General features: G+C 70.8%; 12 protein-coding genes and 1 tRNA gene. 5 read left to right on the top strand and 8 right to left on the bottom strand.

The window, feature by feature from the left end; all coding sequences use genetic code 11:
• The 4 genes from XM48_RS01290 to XM48_RS01275 all read left to right on the top strand — a co-directional run.
• Positions 1-440: PfkB family carbohydrate kinase (locus XM48_RS01290; RefSeq protein WP_046453968.1), on the top strand; the 440-nt coding region annotated here is incomplete at its 5' end.
• Positions 437-1,279, top strand: coding sequence for a class II fructose-bisphosphate aldolase (locus XM48_RS01285; protein WP_046453967.1), 843 nt, complete (start codon positions 437-439; stop codon positions 1,277-1,279). The genes XM48_RS01290 and XM48_RS01285, both read left to right, overlap by 4 nt.
• A gap of 17 nt (positions 1,280-1,296) precedes the next feature.
• Positions 1,297-2,103, top strand: coding sequence for a DeoR/GlpR family DNA-binding transcription regulator (locus XM48_RS01280; protein ID WP_046453966.1), 807 nt, complete (start codon positions 1,297-1,299; stop codon positions 2,101-2,103).
• A 10-nt stretch (positions 2,104-2,113) separates the two neighbouring features.
• Positions 2,114-3,262: an N-acetylglucosamine-6-phosphate deacetylase gene (locus tag XM48_RS01275; RefSeq protein WP_046453965.1), complete on the top strand. Its 1,149-nt coding sequence runs from the start codon at positions 2,114-2,116 to the stop codon at positions 3,260-3,262.
• 86 nt (positions 3,263-3,348) lie between these two features.
• Here the strand turns inward: XM48_RS01275 and XM48_RS01270 are convergent, their stop codons facing one another.
• Positions 3,349-4,251 carry an HtaA domain-containing protein gene (locus tag XM48_RS01270; protein WP_046453964.1) on the bottom strand — a complete coding sequence of 301 codons (903 nt, stop codon included), beginning with the start codon at positions 4,249-4,251 and terminating at the stop codon, positions 3,349-3,351.
• A 47-nt stretch (positions 4,252-4,298) separates the two neighbouring features.
• The gene (locus tag XM48_RS01265; protein ID WP_046453963.1) at positions 4,299-9,587 is read right to left on the bottom strand and encodes an HtaA domain-containing protein; all 5,289 of its coding nucleotides are present in this window, start codon (positions 9,585-9,587) and stop codon (positions 4,299-4,301) included.
• A 280-nt stretch (positions 9,588-9,867) separates the two neighbouring features.
• Here XM48_RS01265 and msrB point away from each other — a divergent pair, with 280 nt between their 5' ends.
• Positions 9,868-10,302, top strand: a complete 435-nt coding sequence (msrB, locus tag XM48_RS01260; protein ID WP_046453962.1) for a peptide-methionine (R)-S-oxide reductase MsrB — start codon at positions 9,868-9,870, stop codon at positions 10,300-10,302.
• Here the strand turns inward: msrB and XM48_RS01255 are convergent.
• The 6 genes from XM48_RS01255 to XM48_RS18660 form a co-directional block, all read right to left on the bottom strand.
• Complete coding sequence (locus XM48_RS01255) at positions 10,299-11,258, bottom strand: DMT family transporter (protein ID WP_231580757.1); 960 nt, start codon at positions 11,256-11,258, stop codon at positions 10,299-10,301. The two genes, msrB and XM48_RS01255, sit on opposite strands and share 4 nt — an antisense overlap.
• A 170-nt stretch (positions 11,259-11,428) precedes the next feature.
• Positions 11,429-11,504: transfer RNA gene (locus XM48_RS01250), tRNA-Thr, on the bottom strand.
• Positions 11,505-11,564: 60 nt separating this feature from the next.
• A complete protein-coding gene (locus XM48_RS01245) occupies positions 11,565-12,518 on the bottom strand; it encodes a thioredoxin domain-containing protein (RefSeq protein WP_046453961.1) in 954 nt (317 codons plus the stop codon).
• Between the two features lie 58 nt (positions 12,519-12,576).
• Positions 12,577-15,297 carry a preprotein translocase subunit SecA gene (secA, locus tag XM48_RS01240; RefSeq protein WP_046453960.1) on the bottom strand — a complete coding sequence of 907 codons (2,721 nt, stop codon included), beginning with the start codon at positions 15,295-15,297 and terminating at the stop codon, positions 12,577-12,579.
• A gap of 172 nt (positions 15,298-15,469) precedes the next feature.
• The gene (gene hpf, locus XM48_RS01235; protein WP_046453959.1) at positions 15,470-16,111 is read right to left on the bottom strand and encodes a ribosome hibernation-promoting factor, HPF/YfiA family; all 642 of its coding nucleotides are present in this window, start codon (positions 16,109-16,111) and stop codon (positions 15,470-15,472) included.
• Positions 16,112-16,130: 19 nt separating this feature from the next.
• Positions 16,131-16,376: a phosphoribosyltransferase gene (locus XM48_RS18660; protein ID WP_255350816.1), complete on the bottom strand. Its 246-nt coding sequence runs from the start codon at positions 16,374-16,376 to the stop codon at positions 16,131-16,133.
• Positions 16,377-16,479 lie beyond the last annotated feature (103 nt).

The following is a 16,479-nucleotide window of genomic DNA, read 5'->3' as shown; positions in this document are numbered from 1 at the left end:
GCGCGGACCTCGTCAAACCGAACCGCGAGGAGCTCGCGGACGCCACGGGTCTCGCGGACCCGATCGCCGGAGCCCTCGCCCTCATCGGACTCGGTGCGGGCGGCGTGCTCTGCTCGCTCGGGGCGGAGGGCATGCTGCTGATCGCCGGCCCGATCGCCGACGACGGCGCTCCCGCGGTTGCGCTGCGCGCCCGCCTCGCCGAACCGCTGGCCGGCAATCCCACCGGCGCCGGCGACGCCGCGGTCGCCGGCGCCGCCTCGGTGCTCGCCGCGGGCGTCCCGATCCGCGACGTCGCAGAACGCCTGCTGCGGCGCGCGACCGCGTGGTCGGCCGCCGCGGTGCTCGCCCCGCTCGCGGGCGAGATCGACCCCGCGCACGCCGAACTCGCCGAGCGCCTCGACCTCTCCCCCGTCCCCCTCCCCCGAACGGACCGCGCATGACCCTCGCACCCGCAGCCCGGCTCATCGCCGACGCCCGCACCGCCGGCACCGGCATCGGCGCCTTCAACGTCGTCCACCTCGAGACCGCCGAGGCGCTCATCGCGGCGTCCGAGTCGGCCGGACTCCCCGTGATCCTCCAGATCTCGCAGAACTGCGCCGACTACCACGGCGGCCTCGCCCCCATCGGGCTCGCGACCCTCGCGCTCGCCCGCGCCGCCGCGACCCCCGTCGCGGTGCACCTCGACCACGCCGAGCGACCGGATCTCGTCGACGAGGCGATCGAGCTCGGTTTCGGCTCGGTCATGTTCGACGGCGGGGCCCTCCCCTACGACGAGAACGTGCGCCTCACCGCGCAGGTCGCGGAGCGCGCGCACGCCGCCGGCGTATACGTCGAGGGAGAGCTGGGCGAGGTCGGCGGCAAGGACGGCGCGCACGCGCCGGGAGTGCGCACCGATCCCGCCGAGGCGCTCGCCTTCGTGCGCGACACGGGCGTGGACGCGCTCGCGGTCGCCGTCGGCTCCTCCCACGCCATGCAGCAGCGCACCGCCGCACTCGACCTCGCGCGCATCGCCGCACTGCGCACGACGCTCGACGTGCCGCTCGTGCTGCACGGGTCCTCGGGCGTGCCCGACGAGTCGCTCGACGCAGCCGTGCGCGCGGGCATGACCAAGATCAACGTGTCCACGCACCTGAACGGCTTCTTCACCCGGGCCGTCCGCGAGGCGCTCGCCGCACAGCCCGACGCGGTCGACTCCCGCAAGTACGTGCGCGCCGGTCGCGCCGCGATCGTGCCCGAGGCGGCTCGCCTGCTGCGGCTCTTCGCGCTCCGCGACGCCTGATCCGGGAGAATGGCAGCATGAAGCGCTCCGACCGGTTCCAGTCGATCCTCGCCGGTCTCGCCGAGCAGGGAGAGCTGCGCGTCGACGACCTCGTCGACGAGCTCGACGCGTCGCCCGCGACGGTGCGCCGCGACCTCGACACCCTCGCGTCCCAGGGCCTGCTCACCCGCACCCACGGCGGAGCGCAGGCGCTCTCGGTCGCCTACGACCTGCCGCTGCGCTACAAGCGGCTGCAGCGCGTCGACGCCAAGCAGCTGATCGCGGAGGCCGCGAGCGCGCTCGTCGGCGTCGGCGACGTCGTCGGGTTCTCGGGCGGCACCACCACCACGCGGATCGTCGAGGAGCTCTCCACGCGCGCCGACATCATGGTGAAGTCCCACACGCCGAACCTCACGGTCGTGACGAACGCCGTGAACATCGCCACGGAGCTCGCCACGCGCCCGCAGGTCAAGCTGGTCGTCACCGGCGGCGTCCTGCACCCGCGCAGCTACGAGCTCGTCGGCAGCTTCGCCGAGGACGTCATCGCCTCGGTGGCCCTCAGCATCGCGTTCGTCGGCGCCAACGCTCTCGACGTCCGCAGCGGCGCGGCCACCCACGACGAGCGCGAGGCCGTGGTCAACCGGCTCATGGCGCAGCGCGCCGAGCGCGCCGTGCTCGTGCTCGACTCGAGCAAGCTCGGTCGCACCGCGTTCGCGAGCATGGGCGGCCCCGAGGTGTTCGACACCGTCATCACCGATGCCGACGCGGATCCCGAGCAGCTCGACGCCCTGCGCGAGAGCGGCTACACGGTGATCGTCGCGGGCGCCGACGTCCGCGCGGCCTAGGCTGGCAGGCATGGGCAGCACCGTCATCCACTCCGCGGAACTCGTCGACGGGGTCCGGACCCCCGATTCCTGGATCCGCTTCGACAGCGGCCGGATCGCCGCGCGCGGCACCGGCGGGAGCTGGCGGGACCAGGCTTGCGCGACCGACGAGGTCGTCGACGCGGGCGGACGGATCCTGACCCCCGGGTTCATCGATCTGCACGGCCACGGCGCCGGTACGCGCGCGTTCGACGAGGCCGCCGACGACCCCTCGGCCATCGCGGAGGCGCTCGCCGTGCACCGCGCTCACGGCACCACCCGCGCCGTGCTGTCGCTCGTCACCGCTCCCGTCGACGCGCTCGCCGAGCGCCTCCGGGCGATCCGGATCGCCGCCGCTGACGAGCCCATGATCCTCGGCGCGCACCTCGAGGGCCCGTTCCTCGACCACGACTTCCGCGGGGCCCACGACCCGGCGCTGCTCCGCTCGGCCGACGCCGCGGCGATCGACGCCCTGCTCGAAGCGGGCGACGGCATGCTGCGCCAGGTGACCATCGCGCCCGAGCACGAGGGCGCCGGCGAGGCGATCGACGCGCTCGTCGCCGCGGGCGTCCGAGCGGCCGTCGGACACACCTCGGCGGACTTCGACACGGCGCTGCGCGCCTTCGACCGAGGAGCCTCGATCCTGACGCATGCCTTCAACGGCATGCGCGGGATCCACCACCGGGCACCCGGCCCGGTCACGGCCGCGATGCGCTCGCCCCACGTCACCCTGGAGGTGATCAACGACGGCGTGCATGTGCACCCCGATGTCGTCGCGCTCGCGTTCCACGGAGCCCCCGGGCGGGTGGCACTGATCACCGACGCGATGGCCGCGGCGGGCGCACCGGACGGCGCCTACCTGCTCGGCTCGCTCGCCGTCGAGGTGATCGACGGCGTCGCGCGCCTGACCGAGAGCGGCACGATCGCGGGATCCACGCTGACGCTCGACGCCGCGCTGCGCCAGGCCGTCGGGGCCTGCGGGCTGCCGCTCGAGACCGCCGTCTCGGCGCTCACGCGCGTACCCGCCGCGGCGCTCGGACTCGGCGCCGAGCTCGGCCGGCTGGATCCCGGCTACGCCGCGGACGCGGTGCTGCTCGACGCCGACCTCGCGGTCGCGCGCAGCTGGATCGCCGGCGCCTAGACCGGCACACGCGAAGAGGGGCCGGGTCCCACGGAGCAGCTCCAGCTGCGGTGGAACCCGACCCCTCGATCGCGCGTGCGCGCGGTTCAGCCCTGCGGGTCCGCGGGCGTCTCGTCCGTCGCGGGCTCCGCTGCGGGTGCCGCCTTCTTGCCGCGGCCGGCGACGAGCATGCCGACGGTGACGCCGATCACGACGAGCGCGGCACCGCCGACGGCGATGGGCACCCAGGGGATCTGCGCCTCGGCCTGCATCACGGGCGCCGGCTTGGTCGACGGCTGCGCGGTGGCGCTCGGCGTCGGCGTCGCACTCGGCGTCGTCGCGCCGACCGAGAGCGTGCAGCCGGGCTCGACCGCTCCGGTGACGGTGATCGGGTCGAGCTCGTCGCCCGCGACGTAGTCGCCGTACTGCCCGTTGAACGCGGTCGCGCCCTCGGAGGTCAGCCGTACCTTGGCGTCCTTCAGCGAGAAGGAGCTGCCGTCGGCCTGCAGCGAAGCGGTGTCGATCTTGCCGGCCCGCACCTGCGCGCTCTTCGGCGCGCCGCTCTGCGCCGTGTCGGTCGCGCCGATGTTCAGCAGCAGGGTGGCGCTGCCGTCGGAGAACTCGATCGCGGGGTTCGCGAGGTCGAACTGCAGCGCGCCGTCGTGCCCGGTGAAGTGCACGGCTCCGGTGAAGCTCACCGTGCCGGACGCGAGGTCGGTGCCCACGGATCCGGTGCCGTTCTTCCAGTGGAACTGCGGCGTCGTGTAGCTCGCGCCGTCGCTCGTCTCCCACTTGCCGTTCGCGATGCTGCCGCTGATGTACGAGCGGAAGCTCTCCTTGACACCCCAGCCGAACTCGGCCGACTGCACGGCGCACGCCGTCAGGCCGCCATCGTCGGCCCGCGCGGGCTGCGCGACGGCGGGCGCGACCGCGAGCATCGCGCCGACCGCGAGCACGGTTCCGCCGAGGACGGCTCGCAGGCCGAGGGGACGACGAGTGGACTGGGTCACGGGATCCTGCTTTCGGGGAGTTCGAACGGGGCGGCTGCGGGTGCCGGTTACCGGGCCACGTTACCGCGACGCTGCGCGATGACGAGTCCGACGAGGGCCGCGGCGATCACCAGCAGCGCGATCGCGCCGGTCCACCAGAGCCAGACGGGGGTCTCGCTCGAGACCACGGCGGGTGCCTGGTGCTTCTCGAGGGCCGGGGCCGGGGCGTCGAGCACCTGCGCGTCGGCGATCTGGAGGGCCTTCGTCTGCCCGAGCTTCACGACCGCGCCGCGATCCACGCTGCCCTGCAGCGTGATCGTGTGGGTTCCGGTGAGGTCCTTCGGCAGCTTGCCGATCCAGCGCACCGTGCCCTGCGCGTTCGCGCCGGCGTTCTCGTCGAGCACGACGGGCTTCGAGTACATCACCACGAGGATGCCGCGCTCGCCCGGCGTGAAGCCGGTCGCCTCGAACTCGATCTCGCCGCCGGGCACGAGCTTGTCGGCCGGCGTGAGGATCGTGATGCCGCTCTTCGTCGGCGCCGAGTCCTTCGCGGTGCGCTTGGGGGTCTCGCCCGAGACGGAGGTGCTGCCGAAGCGCGCACCGTTCGCCGCGCCGACGGTGAAGGTCAGCGGGTCGGCGCCCAGCGTGTAGCTGCCGTAGCTGAAGCCGCCCGAGACGGGCACGCCCGACCAGGTGACCTCGCCGTTCTTGCCGACGCTCTTCTGCGCCGCCGCGAGGTTCAGCGTGCCGAACACGCGGCCGCCGACGAGCACCTCGCCGCTGGTGGCGCTCGTGACGCGGATGGTCGGGTTCGCGATGCTCTCGCTCAGCGCGCCCTTGTGGCCGGTGTAGTTGATCACGCCCGAGTACTGCACGGTGCCGGTCTGGGTCTTGGGGTTCCAGGATCCCCCGGTGACCTGCGGGAACACGTAGCCGCCGCGACCGCCGCCGACGCCCGAAGTGCTGATGCCGCCCTTCGCGATCGGTCCGGTCACGTAGTTCGCGAACGGGGTCGAGACGCCCCAGGTCAGCGAGCCCGCGAGCTGCGCGCTGCCGCCCGTCGGGGCCGGCTTCGGCTGCGGCTTGGGCTTCGGCTTGGGCACGGGCTTCACGACCGGCGGGGTGACGGGCTTCTCGCCCGACGCCGCACCCGCGGTGAAGGTGAGCGGATCCATCTTCGAGTCCTGCTGGAGGTACTCCTGGAAGAAGACGTTCGCGCCGTCTGCGGTGAGCTTCACCGTCGCGCCCGCGAACTTCACCGCACCGCCCGCAAGGTTCGACTGCTTCGCCGAGGCGAGGTCGATCGTCGCGATGGTGAGGGTTTTGCCGTTCTGCTTCACCTGCAGCAGTGCGGTCTTGGCGTCGCGCACCTCGATGACCGGGTTCGCGAGGTTCAGGTTGAGCTGACCGCCATGGCCCGAGAAGTTCACGTTGCCCGAGAACGGGATCGTGCCGGTGCGCTTCTGGGCGTCCCAGGTGCCTCCGACGATCTGCGGGAACCTGTAGGCGCCACCGGACTGGGTCGCCGGCTTCTGCACGTCGATCCTGCCCTTGGCGATCGGACCGGTGACATAGGCGCGGAACGTCTCGCGCACGCCCCACTCGAGGCTGCCGGTGGCCGCCTGGGTGGGGAACACGGCGTTCCACTGGTCCTCGGACACCGCGAGCTTCTCCCGGAGGAAGGTGCTGCTCGGCGTCGCCGGGCCGTGCGCCCGCCAGACGACGGCTTCGTAGCTCTTCGAGCGGTCGAGCTGGGCCTTGGTCAGAGAGACGGCCTTCGCCAGCGCTCCACCGATCAGGTTCTGAGGGGTCACGTACGCGCTCACGAGCGTGCTCTTCTCGCCCTGCTTCGGTTCGGTACCGGCCTCGACGACCGCGACGTACACGCCGACGGGAGCCTGCTTCGCCGTGAAACCGGATCCGGTGAACGCGACCTCGAGCCCCGCGGCGTCGGCCTTCGCGACCTTCGCAGAGGCCTTGGGTGCGGGATCCGCGGGGAAGACCGCGTCCCACTGCGCGTCGGTCACGGTGACATCGCCACTGCCCAGGATGCGGTCGGCGGTCGGGTTGCCGTGCGCACGCCAGACGAGCACCTCGTACTGCTTCGTCCGGTCCAGCTTGGCCGTCTCGGCCTCGAGCGTCGCCTTCGCGGCACCGTTCACGATGAGCTGTGCGGGCACGAAGCTCGCGGCCACGCCCATGTTGTCGCTGGTGAGATCGCCCGCGGTACCGCGCTCGATGAGCGCGAAGTATGCACCGGCATCGCCCGCCTGCAGGCTCAGCCCGGTCGCGGCGGCGTCGATCGTCAGACCCTTCGCCGTCGCGGCGGTGACGGTCGGGGTCACCTTCGCTGCGATCGGATCCGGGAAGATCGCGTTCCACTGCGCGTCGGTCACTGTGAGCGCCTGACGCGCGAAGGTCGACTCGGGAGTCGCCTCGCCGTGGGCCTTCCAGACGACGGCTTCGTAGCCCTTGGCGCGGTCGAGGCGCGACGGCGGCACGACCAGCTGCTTGGCCAGTGCGCCCTCGACGATCTGCTGCGCCGGGACGTAGGCGTATGCCGCGGTGGTGTCGGAGTTGGTTCCGGGGGCGGTGCCCGTCTCGACGACGGCGATGTAGACGCCCTGCGGCGCGACGTCGGCGGTGAGCCCGGTTCCTGCGAAGTCGACCGTGAGGCCGTCCTTGCCGGCGTTCGACGCCTTCGCACCCGCCGTCGGCGCGACCGGATCGGAGGTGAACTGGAGCGTCGCCTTGGCGTCCTGCGAGCGGTCGGCACGGGCGTTGTGGTCGGCGATCGTGTAGACCGCGGTCGAGCCCTCCTTGGGCGAGACCTGCATCTGCACCGTGAAGGACCCGTCGGCGCCGAACGGGGTACCGTACTTGCCGCCGACGGCCTTCGCGCCCTTCGTGCACCCGGCGTTGATGAAGTCGAAGGTCACCTGCTCGAGCGGGATGTCGGTGCAGAGCGTGACGTAGATCGGCTTCTGCGGGTCGTAGCCCTCGCCGGTCACGGTCACGGTGTCGCCGTCGCGCAGACCGGTCGAGGGGGTCACCGTGAGCTTCGGGGCCTTCGGCGGGAACACCGCGTTCCACTGGTCCGCCGAGACGGCGACGGGGATCACCAGGACGTTGGTCTCGGGAGAGGGATTCGTGTGCCCCTTCCAGACGAGCACGTCGTACTGCTTGGCGCGATCCAGCTTCGCCGCGTCGATCGCGAGCGCCTGCGTGGCTTCGCCCGAGGCCGGGATCGAACGGATCCACTTCGCGCCCGCGACGGTCGCCATGGTGGCGGAGTCCGCGGTGCCGCGCTCGATCAGTCCGGCGTAGACGCCGTTCGGCAGCTCCGTCGGGTCGAGGTGCGCCAGCGCAACATCGATGCCGAGCCCGTCGACGGTTGCGGAGGAGACCTTCGCGGTGCCCGAAGCCTCGACCGGGAACACCGCGTTCCACTGCGCGTCGCTCACGGTCACGTCGCCGCGACCGAGGATCCGGTCCGGGGTGGCGTTGCCGTGGGCGCGCCAGACCAGCACCTCGTACTGCTTGCTGCGATCCAGCTTCGCGGCGGGGGCCACGAGGGTGGCCGTGGCCGCGCCGTCGACGATCTTGGCCCTGGTCACGTAGGCGACGGCGGCACCCATGTTGTCGCTCGAGAGGGACCCCTCGGTGCCGCGCTCGATCAGGGCGGCGTACACGCCGGCGTCGGCGCTTTGCAGCGCGATGCGGCCGATCGCGACGTCGACGGTGAGGCCGGTCTCGGAGGCGTCCTTCACGGTCGACGCGACGGTCGTCTTCGGGGCGGCGAACGCCACGGGGGTGAACGTCTCGAACGCGGCCGCGGTCGCGCCGCTGCCCGAGTAGGTCGCGACGCCATAGGAGCCGCCCTCGATGGCCTTGGCGTCGTCCTTCGACACCTTCAGCGTCGTCTCGAACGTGCCGTCGGCCTTCAGCTCGATCGCACCCGCCGCGGCACCGCCGATGGTGCCCATGCTCTCGGCGGGCACGGCCCACTTCTGGTCGAGCGACTTGCGGGTCGCCGCCGCGGCGCCGGCGGACGGCTGCCACTTCTCGGCGAAGGAGCCGAACACGACGTAGGTCCCCGAGAACTTGCCGGCGAGGGGCGGACGCTTGCCGGTGGTGTCGGGCTCGCGCGGCGTGAAGCCGGTGCCGCGCACGGTCACCTCGGTGGTCTGCTCGGGATCCAGGCCGGTCGTCTGCGACACGGTGACCTTGGGCGTCGGCGCCGCGAAGGCCACCGGGGTCAGCGTTTCGAACGGCGCGTACTTCGCCCCGCCGCCCGGGTACGTGACGACGCCCCACGAGCCGTCGGCGATCGCCTTGGCGTCGTTCTTCGAGACCTTCAGCACGGTCTCGAACGTGCCATCGGACTTCAGCTCGATCGCACCAGCAGCAGCACCGCCGATGGTCGCCATTCTCTCTGCGGGCACGGCCCACTTCTGGTCGACGTTCGACCGGGTCGCCGCCGCAGCGCCGGTGGACGGCTGCCACGCCTGCGCGTACGAACCGAAGGCGACGTACACACCGGTGAACTTGCCGGCGAGCGGCGGACGCGTACCGCTGGTCTCGGGAGCGTGCGGGAAGAAACCGGTGCCGCGCACGGTCACCTCGGTGGTCTGTCCGGGATCCAGGCCGGTCGTCTGCGACACGATCACCTGCGGAGTGGCGGGGATCAGATCGTTCCACTGCGCCGGAGTCAGGTCGACGTTCGCGCGGGCGAGGATCGTGCTGGCGTCGGGCTGCGAGTGCAGCTTCCAGACGAGCACCTCGTACTGCTTCGAACGGTCGAGGTTCGCGACCGGCGCCGTCAGGGCGAAGCTGGTCTCACCGCTCGCGACCGTCGGGAACGGCTGCGCGAAGGCGGCGTAGCCGCCGCCGGCCGAGACATCGGCCTCGTGACCGCGCTCGATGAGTCCCGCGTAGACCTGTCCGTCGGGCAGAGCGGTGCCGGTCACTGCGAGCCGGAGCCCGTCCGCCACGCTGGTCCCGGTCACGCTGGCGGCGATCGAGCCGGGAGCAGTGGGCTCAGCCGCGGCTGCCTGCATCTGCTGGGGCGCCTGCTGCGGCGCAGCCTTCGCCTCGGTCTTCGGCGCCGAGGGAGCCGCGGGCGTCGTGGCCGGCGATTCCGCGGGGACGGTCGGCTCCGCCGCGGGCTCGGTAGCGGGCGTCTGCTCCGCGGGCTGCTCCGCCGCGGGAGTCGCCGGAGCCGGCGCCTCCCCGGTCTCGGCGTATGCCGCCGTGGATCCGAGCAGCGCACCGCTCGCGATCAGCGCGCCGGCGATCGTCGCGGAGACGACGCTGCGCAACCGGTGGCGAACCGGGACGGGGGTGGAGGCAGACATGACTGTGTCCTTCGGTCGGGGATGGACGCATGGCGCTCGAAATCCCCTGAGATCACGCCCGGCGGAACCGGGCGACGAGCGCCACGCGGATCCAACATCGGATCGAAGTGAGGTTACCCTCACCTAACTACCCCTCTAGTCTGATGAATAACATCAGATGTTGCAAGCCCGGGGCATTTCCCAGGCTTCGGCGTGTTCGCTCGCAGCGCCTCTCCGCACCCTCCTCCCCCTCGGATCCGAACCGTAGAATGGGGACTCACCAGCGAACGGGAGAGCGAGAATGGGCGAGTCCGAGACCTCAGGCGACTACCGGGTGCAGCGCAGCGACGCCGAGTGGCGCGAGCAGCTCTCCCCCGAGGAGTACGCGATCCTCCGTCAGGCCGCGACCGAGCGCGCCGGGACCGGCGAGCTGCTCGACGAGCACCGCGACGGGCTCTACCGCTGCCGCGCCTGCGGCAACGAGCTGTTCGTCGCGGGAACCAAATTCGATTCCGGGTGCGGCTGGCCGAGCTTCTACGAGAGCGTCCGCCCCGAGGCCGTCGAGCTGCTCGAGGACCACAGCCTCGGCATGGTCCGCACCGAGGTGCGCTGCGCCGCCTGCGGATCGCACCTCGGCCACGTGTTCCCCGACGGCTTCGGCACGCCGACCGGCGACCGCTACTGCATGAACAGCCTCGCCCTCGACTTCGAGGCCGGGGCCGAGCCGCAGGCCTAGCGTCCGGTCCGCTTCGCGCGCCCGACGCCGCCGCCCGCCGCGATCGCGACGGCGATCAGCGATACCGCGGCGCCCGCGATCAGGCCGGGAGTGACGCCGTTCGCGAGCGGCAGCCCGGCTTCGAGCGCCACCGACGCGATCAGTTGCCCGGCGACGTTCGACATGCTGAGCAGCAGCACGCCCGCAGTGCGCACGAGCACCGCGGCGACCGCGATGAACAGCGTGCCGATGAGGCCGCCGATGTAGAACCACGGCTCGCTCGGCCAGTGCGTCGGCCAACCGCGCACCGCGAGCGAGATCGCAGCCGCGATGCCGAGCATGGCGGTGCCCGTGACGAAGTTGATGAAGGTCGCCGTGATGGCGCTGTGCGCGGCGGACCGCACGAGCCCGTTGACGGCCGACTGCCAGGCCATGCCGAGACCCGCGACGATCGGGACGAGCACGAGCCAGACCGGGGATCCGGGCCGGAGGTCGGCCCACACGGTGAACGCGACCGCCACGACGGCGAGCACGGTGCCGATGACGCGCGCCGGGGTCGGATCGACGCGTCCGCCGGGGCCGAGCCCGATCCGGTCCATCACGAGCCCGCCGCTGACTTGGCCGGCGACGATGCCGACCGTGAAGAGCGCGAGGCCGAGCGCGGGCGCGACGAGGCCCTGACTGAGGACGAAGAAGCCGCCGCAGGTGCCGCCGAGCAGGCCCCACACGGGCAGCTCCCCCGCGCGAACCGTGCGGGCGACCTGCGAGAGACCTCGACGAGCGGACGGCGTGCAGAGCAGTATCAGGCCGATGATGACGAGGCCGGAACCGAAGGAGACGAGCGCGGCGAGGAAGCCGTTGTCGATCTCGCGGCTGAGGCCGCCGTTGACGCGCGACTGCACGGCCACGAGCATGCCGGCGAGGCCGGAGCCGAGGAGGGCCGCCCACACGGGGAATCGCGAGTTCGTCTGCGTCACCCGCCCACTCTAGCCCTCGCCGAGCCGGGCGCCTGGTGCAAGCGCGCGGGCGAGCGCGTACACGCACAGGATCTCCATCGAGTGGCGGCAAACCACTGGAACAGCGAGCGATTCGAGCGTTTTGCCGCCACTCGCAGCACATCGCACGTGGCGCCCGGGAGAGTAACGAATGGAGCCGCCTGTCGGACTCGAACCGACCACCTGCGCTTTACAAGGGCGCTGCTCTACCAGATGAGCTAAGGCGGCATTCGGCCCGTATGGGCCGGTGGAGGGACACCCGTGCGGGTGCCCCTCCGAGCCTAACGGCTACTGCTTCTTGGCGCTGTCCGCCGCGTTGGCGTCGAGCTCGGCCTTCAGCTTGAGGATGTACGGCTCGAGTTCGCCGTCGCGCTGCGGCACCCACTGCTTGCCGTTGATGATGACGGTCGGCGTGCTCTTGAGGCGCTGCGGGTCGCCGGCCTTCTGCAGCTCGCCGGTCTGCGGGTTGGCGACGAGCTGGGCACCCTTGGCGAGGCCGAGGATCTGGTTCTCGAGCACCTGCTTGGTGTTCTGGTCGATGAACTTCTTGAAGGTGCCGTCCTGGACGCAGCTCTTCAGAGTGTCGTCGACCTTCACGCCGGCCTTCTTGGCGACGTCGAGGAGCTGGTCGTCGGTGAGGCCCGGGGTGCCCTCCTGCGGCTGCTCTTCCTTGCTGAGGAGCAGGTTGTGCAGCTTGAACGCGACGTCGGGCTGCTCCTGCACGACGCAGCTGAACATGTTCGCCGCGCGGGTGGAGTACTTGGTGCCCTGCGACGCGTTGTCGAGGAAGTTCAGCGGGTAGATGCGCAGGGTGATGTCACCGGAGCCGACGTAGTTCTCGAGCATGGTCCCGTAGGTCTGCTCGAACGCGCCGCAGGCGGGGCACATGTAGTCGGCGTAGACGGTGACGTCGACGGGCGACTTGCTCCAGTCGACCTCGGGCGCCTTGCGCTCGGCGCCGGCCGCGAGTGCGGGGGTCTCCTTCACCTTGAGGTCCTTGATGAAGGTGACGCCGCCGGAGGCCATGTTCTTCGGGCCGGGGCCGGCGGGCGCGTTCGCGGTCGTGATGACGAGGCCGATGATCGCGAGGATCGCGACGACGCCGACGACGATGCCGCCCTGCAGGAAGAGCCGGTTGCGCTTCTCGCGCTTCTTCTCCGCTTCGCGGGCCTGGCGGGCCTGTTCGCGGGCCGCCTGTCGGCGTTCGTTCTTGGTCGGGCGCGATCGTGCGTCGTCTGCCATTACCGTCTCCAGGTTTCAGCCGGCGTTCCGGGATGGTCGCCGATCATGGATCTCGTGTCTACTTCTTCTTCGCGCGGCGCTGGGCGCGGTTCACGGGCGCCGAGCTGTTGACCGGCTGGCCGAATGCGCCGCGCTGCTGCGGGGCTTCCGGCTCGTCGGCGCCGGCGCCGTGCACCTCGGTCTCGCCGCTCTCGCTGGGCGCGGAGTAGCTGAGCTGCGACTCGTCGGTCGTCTGGGGCGTCTCGAGTCCGCCGCCTTCGAGGTGGACGTGGTCCTGGGGGCCTTCGGCCGGGCGGACCTGCACTTCGAGGTTGTAGAGGAGTCCGAGGGACTCTTCCTTGATCTGCCCCATGGTGCTCTGGAAGAGGGTGTAGCCCTCGCGCTGGTATTCGACGAGCGGGTCGCGCTGCGCCATGGCGCGGAGGCCGATGCCCTCCTTGAGGTATTCCATCTCGTAGAGGTGGTCGCGCCAGCGGCGGTCGACGGTCGAGAGCACGACGCGGCGCTCGAGCTCGCGCATCGCTTCCTCGCCGAGGGTCTCTTCGCGCTTCTCGTAGGCGACCTCGGCGTCGGAGAGGATCTCGCGGCGCAGGAAGGTGCGGTCGACGCGGCGTCCGCCGGTCTCGGCCTGCACCTCGTCGACGGTGATGCCGATGGGGTAGATCTGCTTGAGGTCGCCCCAGAGCGCGTCGAGGTTCCAGTCGTCGCCGGTGCCGTGCGAGTCGAGGATCGCGTCGACGACCTGCTCGCGGAACACGTCGATGCGGTTCTCGATGTCTTCGCCGTCGAGGATCTGAGCTCGGTCCGTGTAGATCGCCTTGCGCTGGCGGTCGAGGACGTCGTCGTACTTGAGGACGTTCTTGCGGATCTCGGAGTTGCGCTGCTCGACCTGGCTCTGCGCGCTCTGGATGGCGCGGGTGACGACCTTCGATTCGATCGCGAGGTCGTCGGGGAAGCTGGAGCGGTTCATGAGCGCCGCTGCTGCGCCGGAGTTGAACAGGCGCATCAGGTCGTCGGTGAGCGACAGGTAGAAGCGGCTCTCGCCGGGGTCGCCCTGTCGGCCGGAGCGGCCGCGCAGCTGGTTATCGATGCGGCGCGATTCGTGGCGCTCGGTACCGAGCACGTAGAGCCCGCCGGCTTCGGTGACCTTCGCAGCCTCGGCGGAGACGGCCTCCTTGACCGCGGCGAACACGTCGCCCCAGGCTGCTTCGTAGCCGTCGGGGTCTTCGTCGGTGGAGAGACCGCGCGAGGTCATCTCCTGCACGGCGAGGAACTCGGCGTTGCCGCCGAGCATGATGTCGGTGCCTCGACCGGCCATGTTGGTGGCGACGGTGACGGCGCCGAGCCGTCCGGCCTGCGCGATGATCGCGGCCTCCCGGCCGTGGTTCTTCGCGTTCAGGACCTCGTGACGGACACCGGCCTTCGCGAGCAGGCGCGAGAGGTACTCGCTCTTCTCGACGCTGGTGGTGCCGACGAGGACGGGCTGGCCCTTCTCGTGGCGCTCGGCGATGTCTTCGACGACCTGGGCGAACTTCGCCTCCTCGTTCTTGTAGACGAGGTCGGGCTGATCCTTGCGGAGCAGAGGCTTGTTGGTGGGGATGGGGACCACGCCGAGCTGGTAGGTCGAGTAGAACTCGCCCGCCTCGGTCTCGGCGGTACCGGTCATGCCCGAGAGCTTGTCGTAGAGGCGGAAGTAGTTCTGCAGGGTGACGGTCGCGAGCATCTGGTTCTCGGCCTTGACCTGCACTCCTTCCTTCGCCTCGATGGCCTGGTGCATGCCCTCGTTGTACCGACGGCCGGCGAGGATGCGACCGGTGTGCTCGTCGACGATGAGCACCTCGCCGTTCAGCACGACGTAGTCCTTGTCACGCGTGAAGAGCGCGTTGGCCTTGATCGCGTTGTTGAGGAACGAGATGAGCGGGGTGTTGACCGACTCGTAGAGGTTGGTGATGCCGAGGTAGTCCTCGACCTTCTCGATGCCGGGCTCGAGCACGCCGACGGTGCGCTTCTTCTCGTCGACCTCGTAATCGGTCTCGGGCTTCAGACGCTTGGCGAGCCGCGCGAACTCGGCGAACCAGCGGTTCGCCTCGCCCGAGGCGGGGCCGGAGATGATGAGCGGGGTGCGGGCCTCGTCGATGAGGATCGAGTCGACCTCGTCGATGATCGCGAAGAAGTGGCCGCGCTGCACGCGCTCCTCGGCCGTGGAGGCCATGTTGTCGCGCAGGTAGTCGAAGCCGAACTCGTTGTTGGTGCCGTAGGTGATGTCGGCGTCGTACTGCTTGCGGCGCTCGGTCGGATCCTGGCCCGCGACGATGCAGCCGGTGGTCATGCCGAGGGCGCGGAAGACGCGACCCATGAGGTCGCTCTGGTAGGTCGCCAGGTAGTCGTTGACAGTGACGATGTGCACGCCCTTGCCGGCGAGGGCGTTGAGGTACGCGGGCATGGTCGCCACGAGGGTCTTGCCCTCGCCCGTCTTCATCTCGGAGATGTTGCCGAGGTGGAGGTTGGCGCCGCCCATGATCTGCACGGGGAACGGGTTGAGGCCGATGGTGCGCTTCGCGGCCTCGCGGACCGCGGCGAACGCCTCGGGCAGCAGGTCGTCGAGCGTCTCGCCCTTCTCGAGCCGGGCGCGGAACTCCTCGGTCTCGTCGCGCAGCTCCTCGTCGGTGAGCGCTGCGAACGACTCCTCGAGCCCGGCGACCGTCTTCGCGATGCGCTCGAGCTTCTTCAGGGTGCGGCCTTCGCCTACGCGAAGGATCCGGTCAAGGACAGTCGCCACGTGTTGTCTCCTGTGGGGGTGTGGCCCGGTCGCCCGCGCCGCTTCCGTTGCCGAATTGTGACAACTCACTCAGCTTAGCAAGGGCGCTGAGAGGTCGCCTGCGGGTTCCTGTGAAGACGGGGCGGGGCGGCCGACCCGAGAGTCGACCGCCCCGCCCCGTTCGCGTCGCGCGTCAGTCCGCTTCGTCCACCAGGTGGATCACGCCGTAGTTCCAGCCCTTGCGCCGGTAGACCACGCTCGGCTTCTGCGAGCCGTGCTCGATGAAGAGGAAGAAGTCGTGGCCCACGAGCTCCATCTGGTCGACGGCGTCCTCGATGCTGAGGTGCTCGGCCGGGAACTCCTTGGAGCGGATGACCACGGGCGAGTACGCCTCTTCGCCGATGGTGCCGTCGGCGACGACGGGGACCGATCCGGTCGCCACCGCCTCGATGACCTCCAGCGGTGCGGGGGTGAGGTCGACCGACTGGAAGTCGTTCGCGGCGGCTTCGCCGAGCGAGACGCGACCGCTGCCGCGGTGGACCTTGCGGCGGTCCTTCACGCGGCGGATGCGCTCGAGCACCCGTCCGTAGGCGATGTCGAAGGCGGAGTACTTGTCGGCCGCGGCCGACTCTGCCCGGATGATCGGGCCGGGACCGTGAATCGTCACCTCGACGCGATCCCCGTTCTGCGGACTTCGGTCGCTGAGCCGCGATACCCGCACTTCGAAGGACCTCGCCTTCGGAAGCAGACCGGCCACCTTCTCCGTCTTCGCGCCCACATAGGATTCGAACCGGTCGGTGATGCCGACGTTGCGTCCGTGGATGTTCACGTCCATGGTGACCTCCGTAAAGGGATCAGGCGGGTGGCCTTCTGCCTGGCGCACCGTTACGCCTTTCACGCACCCTACCGCTTCCGCAGGCCCCGCTGCCACCCGGTTCAGCGTTCTCTTCGACAACGCAGATCGAAACCGCGGAAACCGCTCGGGCGCCCGCCCGTTCGAGCGCGTCCGCGGCCGCCGAGAGCGTGGCTCCGCTGGTGCAGACGTCGTCGACGAGCACGACCGCTCGGCCCCGGATGCGCCCCGCGTGGGACCGCCGCACCGCGATCCGTGCCGCGTTGCCGCGCCGCGCTGCGCGGTCGAGCCCCACCTGGCTGCGCCGCCCGCGCGTGGTGCGCAGCGCACGCAGCGCGAGCCCGGCCCCG

The organism is Leucobacter sp. Ag1 (assembly GCF_000980875.1).
GTDB lineage: Bacteria > Actinomycetota > Actinomycetes > Actinomycetales > Microbacteriaceae > Leucobacter > Leucobacter iarius.
The sequence above is the reverse complement of the archived record's forward strand: the minus strand, read 5'-3'. Positions and strand labels throughout refer to the sequence as shown.

Bases quoted from the DNA above. Each gene is read 5' to 3' on its own strand.
- XM48_RS01245 (WP_046453961.1), bottom strand. From the start codon at position 12,518: ATGGCAGACGACGCACGATCGCGCCCGACCAAGAACGAACGCCGACAG.
- XM48_RS01275 (WP_046453965.1), top strand. From the start codon at position 2,114: ATGGGCAGCACCGTCATCCACTCCGCGGAACTCGTCGACGGGGTCCGG.
- msrB (WP_046453962.1), top strand. From the start codon at position 9,868: ATGGGCGAGTCCGAGACCTCAGGCGACTACCGGGTGCAGCGCAGCGAC.
- hpf (WP_046453959.1), bottom strand. From the start codon at position 16,111: ATGGACGTGAACATCCACGGACGCAACGTCGGCATCACCGACCGGTTC.
- XM48_RS01280 (WP_046453966.1), top strand. From the start codon at position 1,297: ATGAAGCGCTCCGACCGGTTCCAGTCGATCCTCGCCGGTCTCGCCGAG.
- XM48_RS01285 (WP_046453967.1), top strand. From the start codon at position 437: ATGACCCTCGCACCCGCAGCCCGGCTCATCGCCGACGCCCGCACCGCC.
- XM48_RS01265 (WP_046453963.1), bottom strand. From the start codon at position 9,587: ATGTCTGCCTCCACCCCCGTCCCGGTTCGCCACCGGTTGCGCAGCGTC.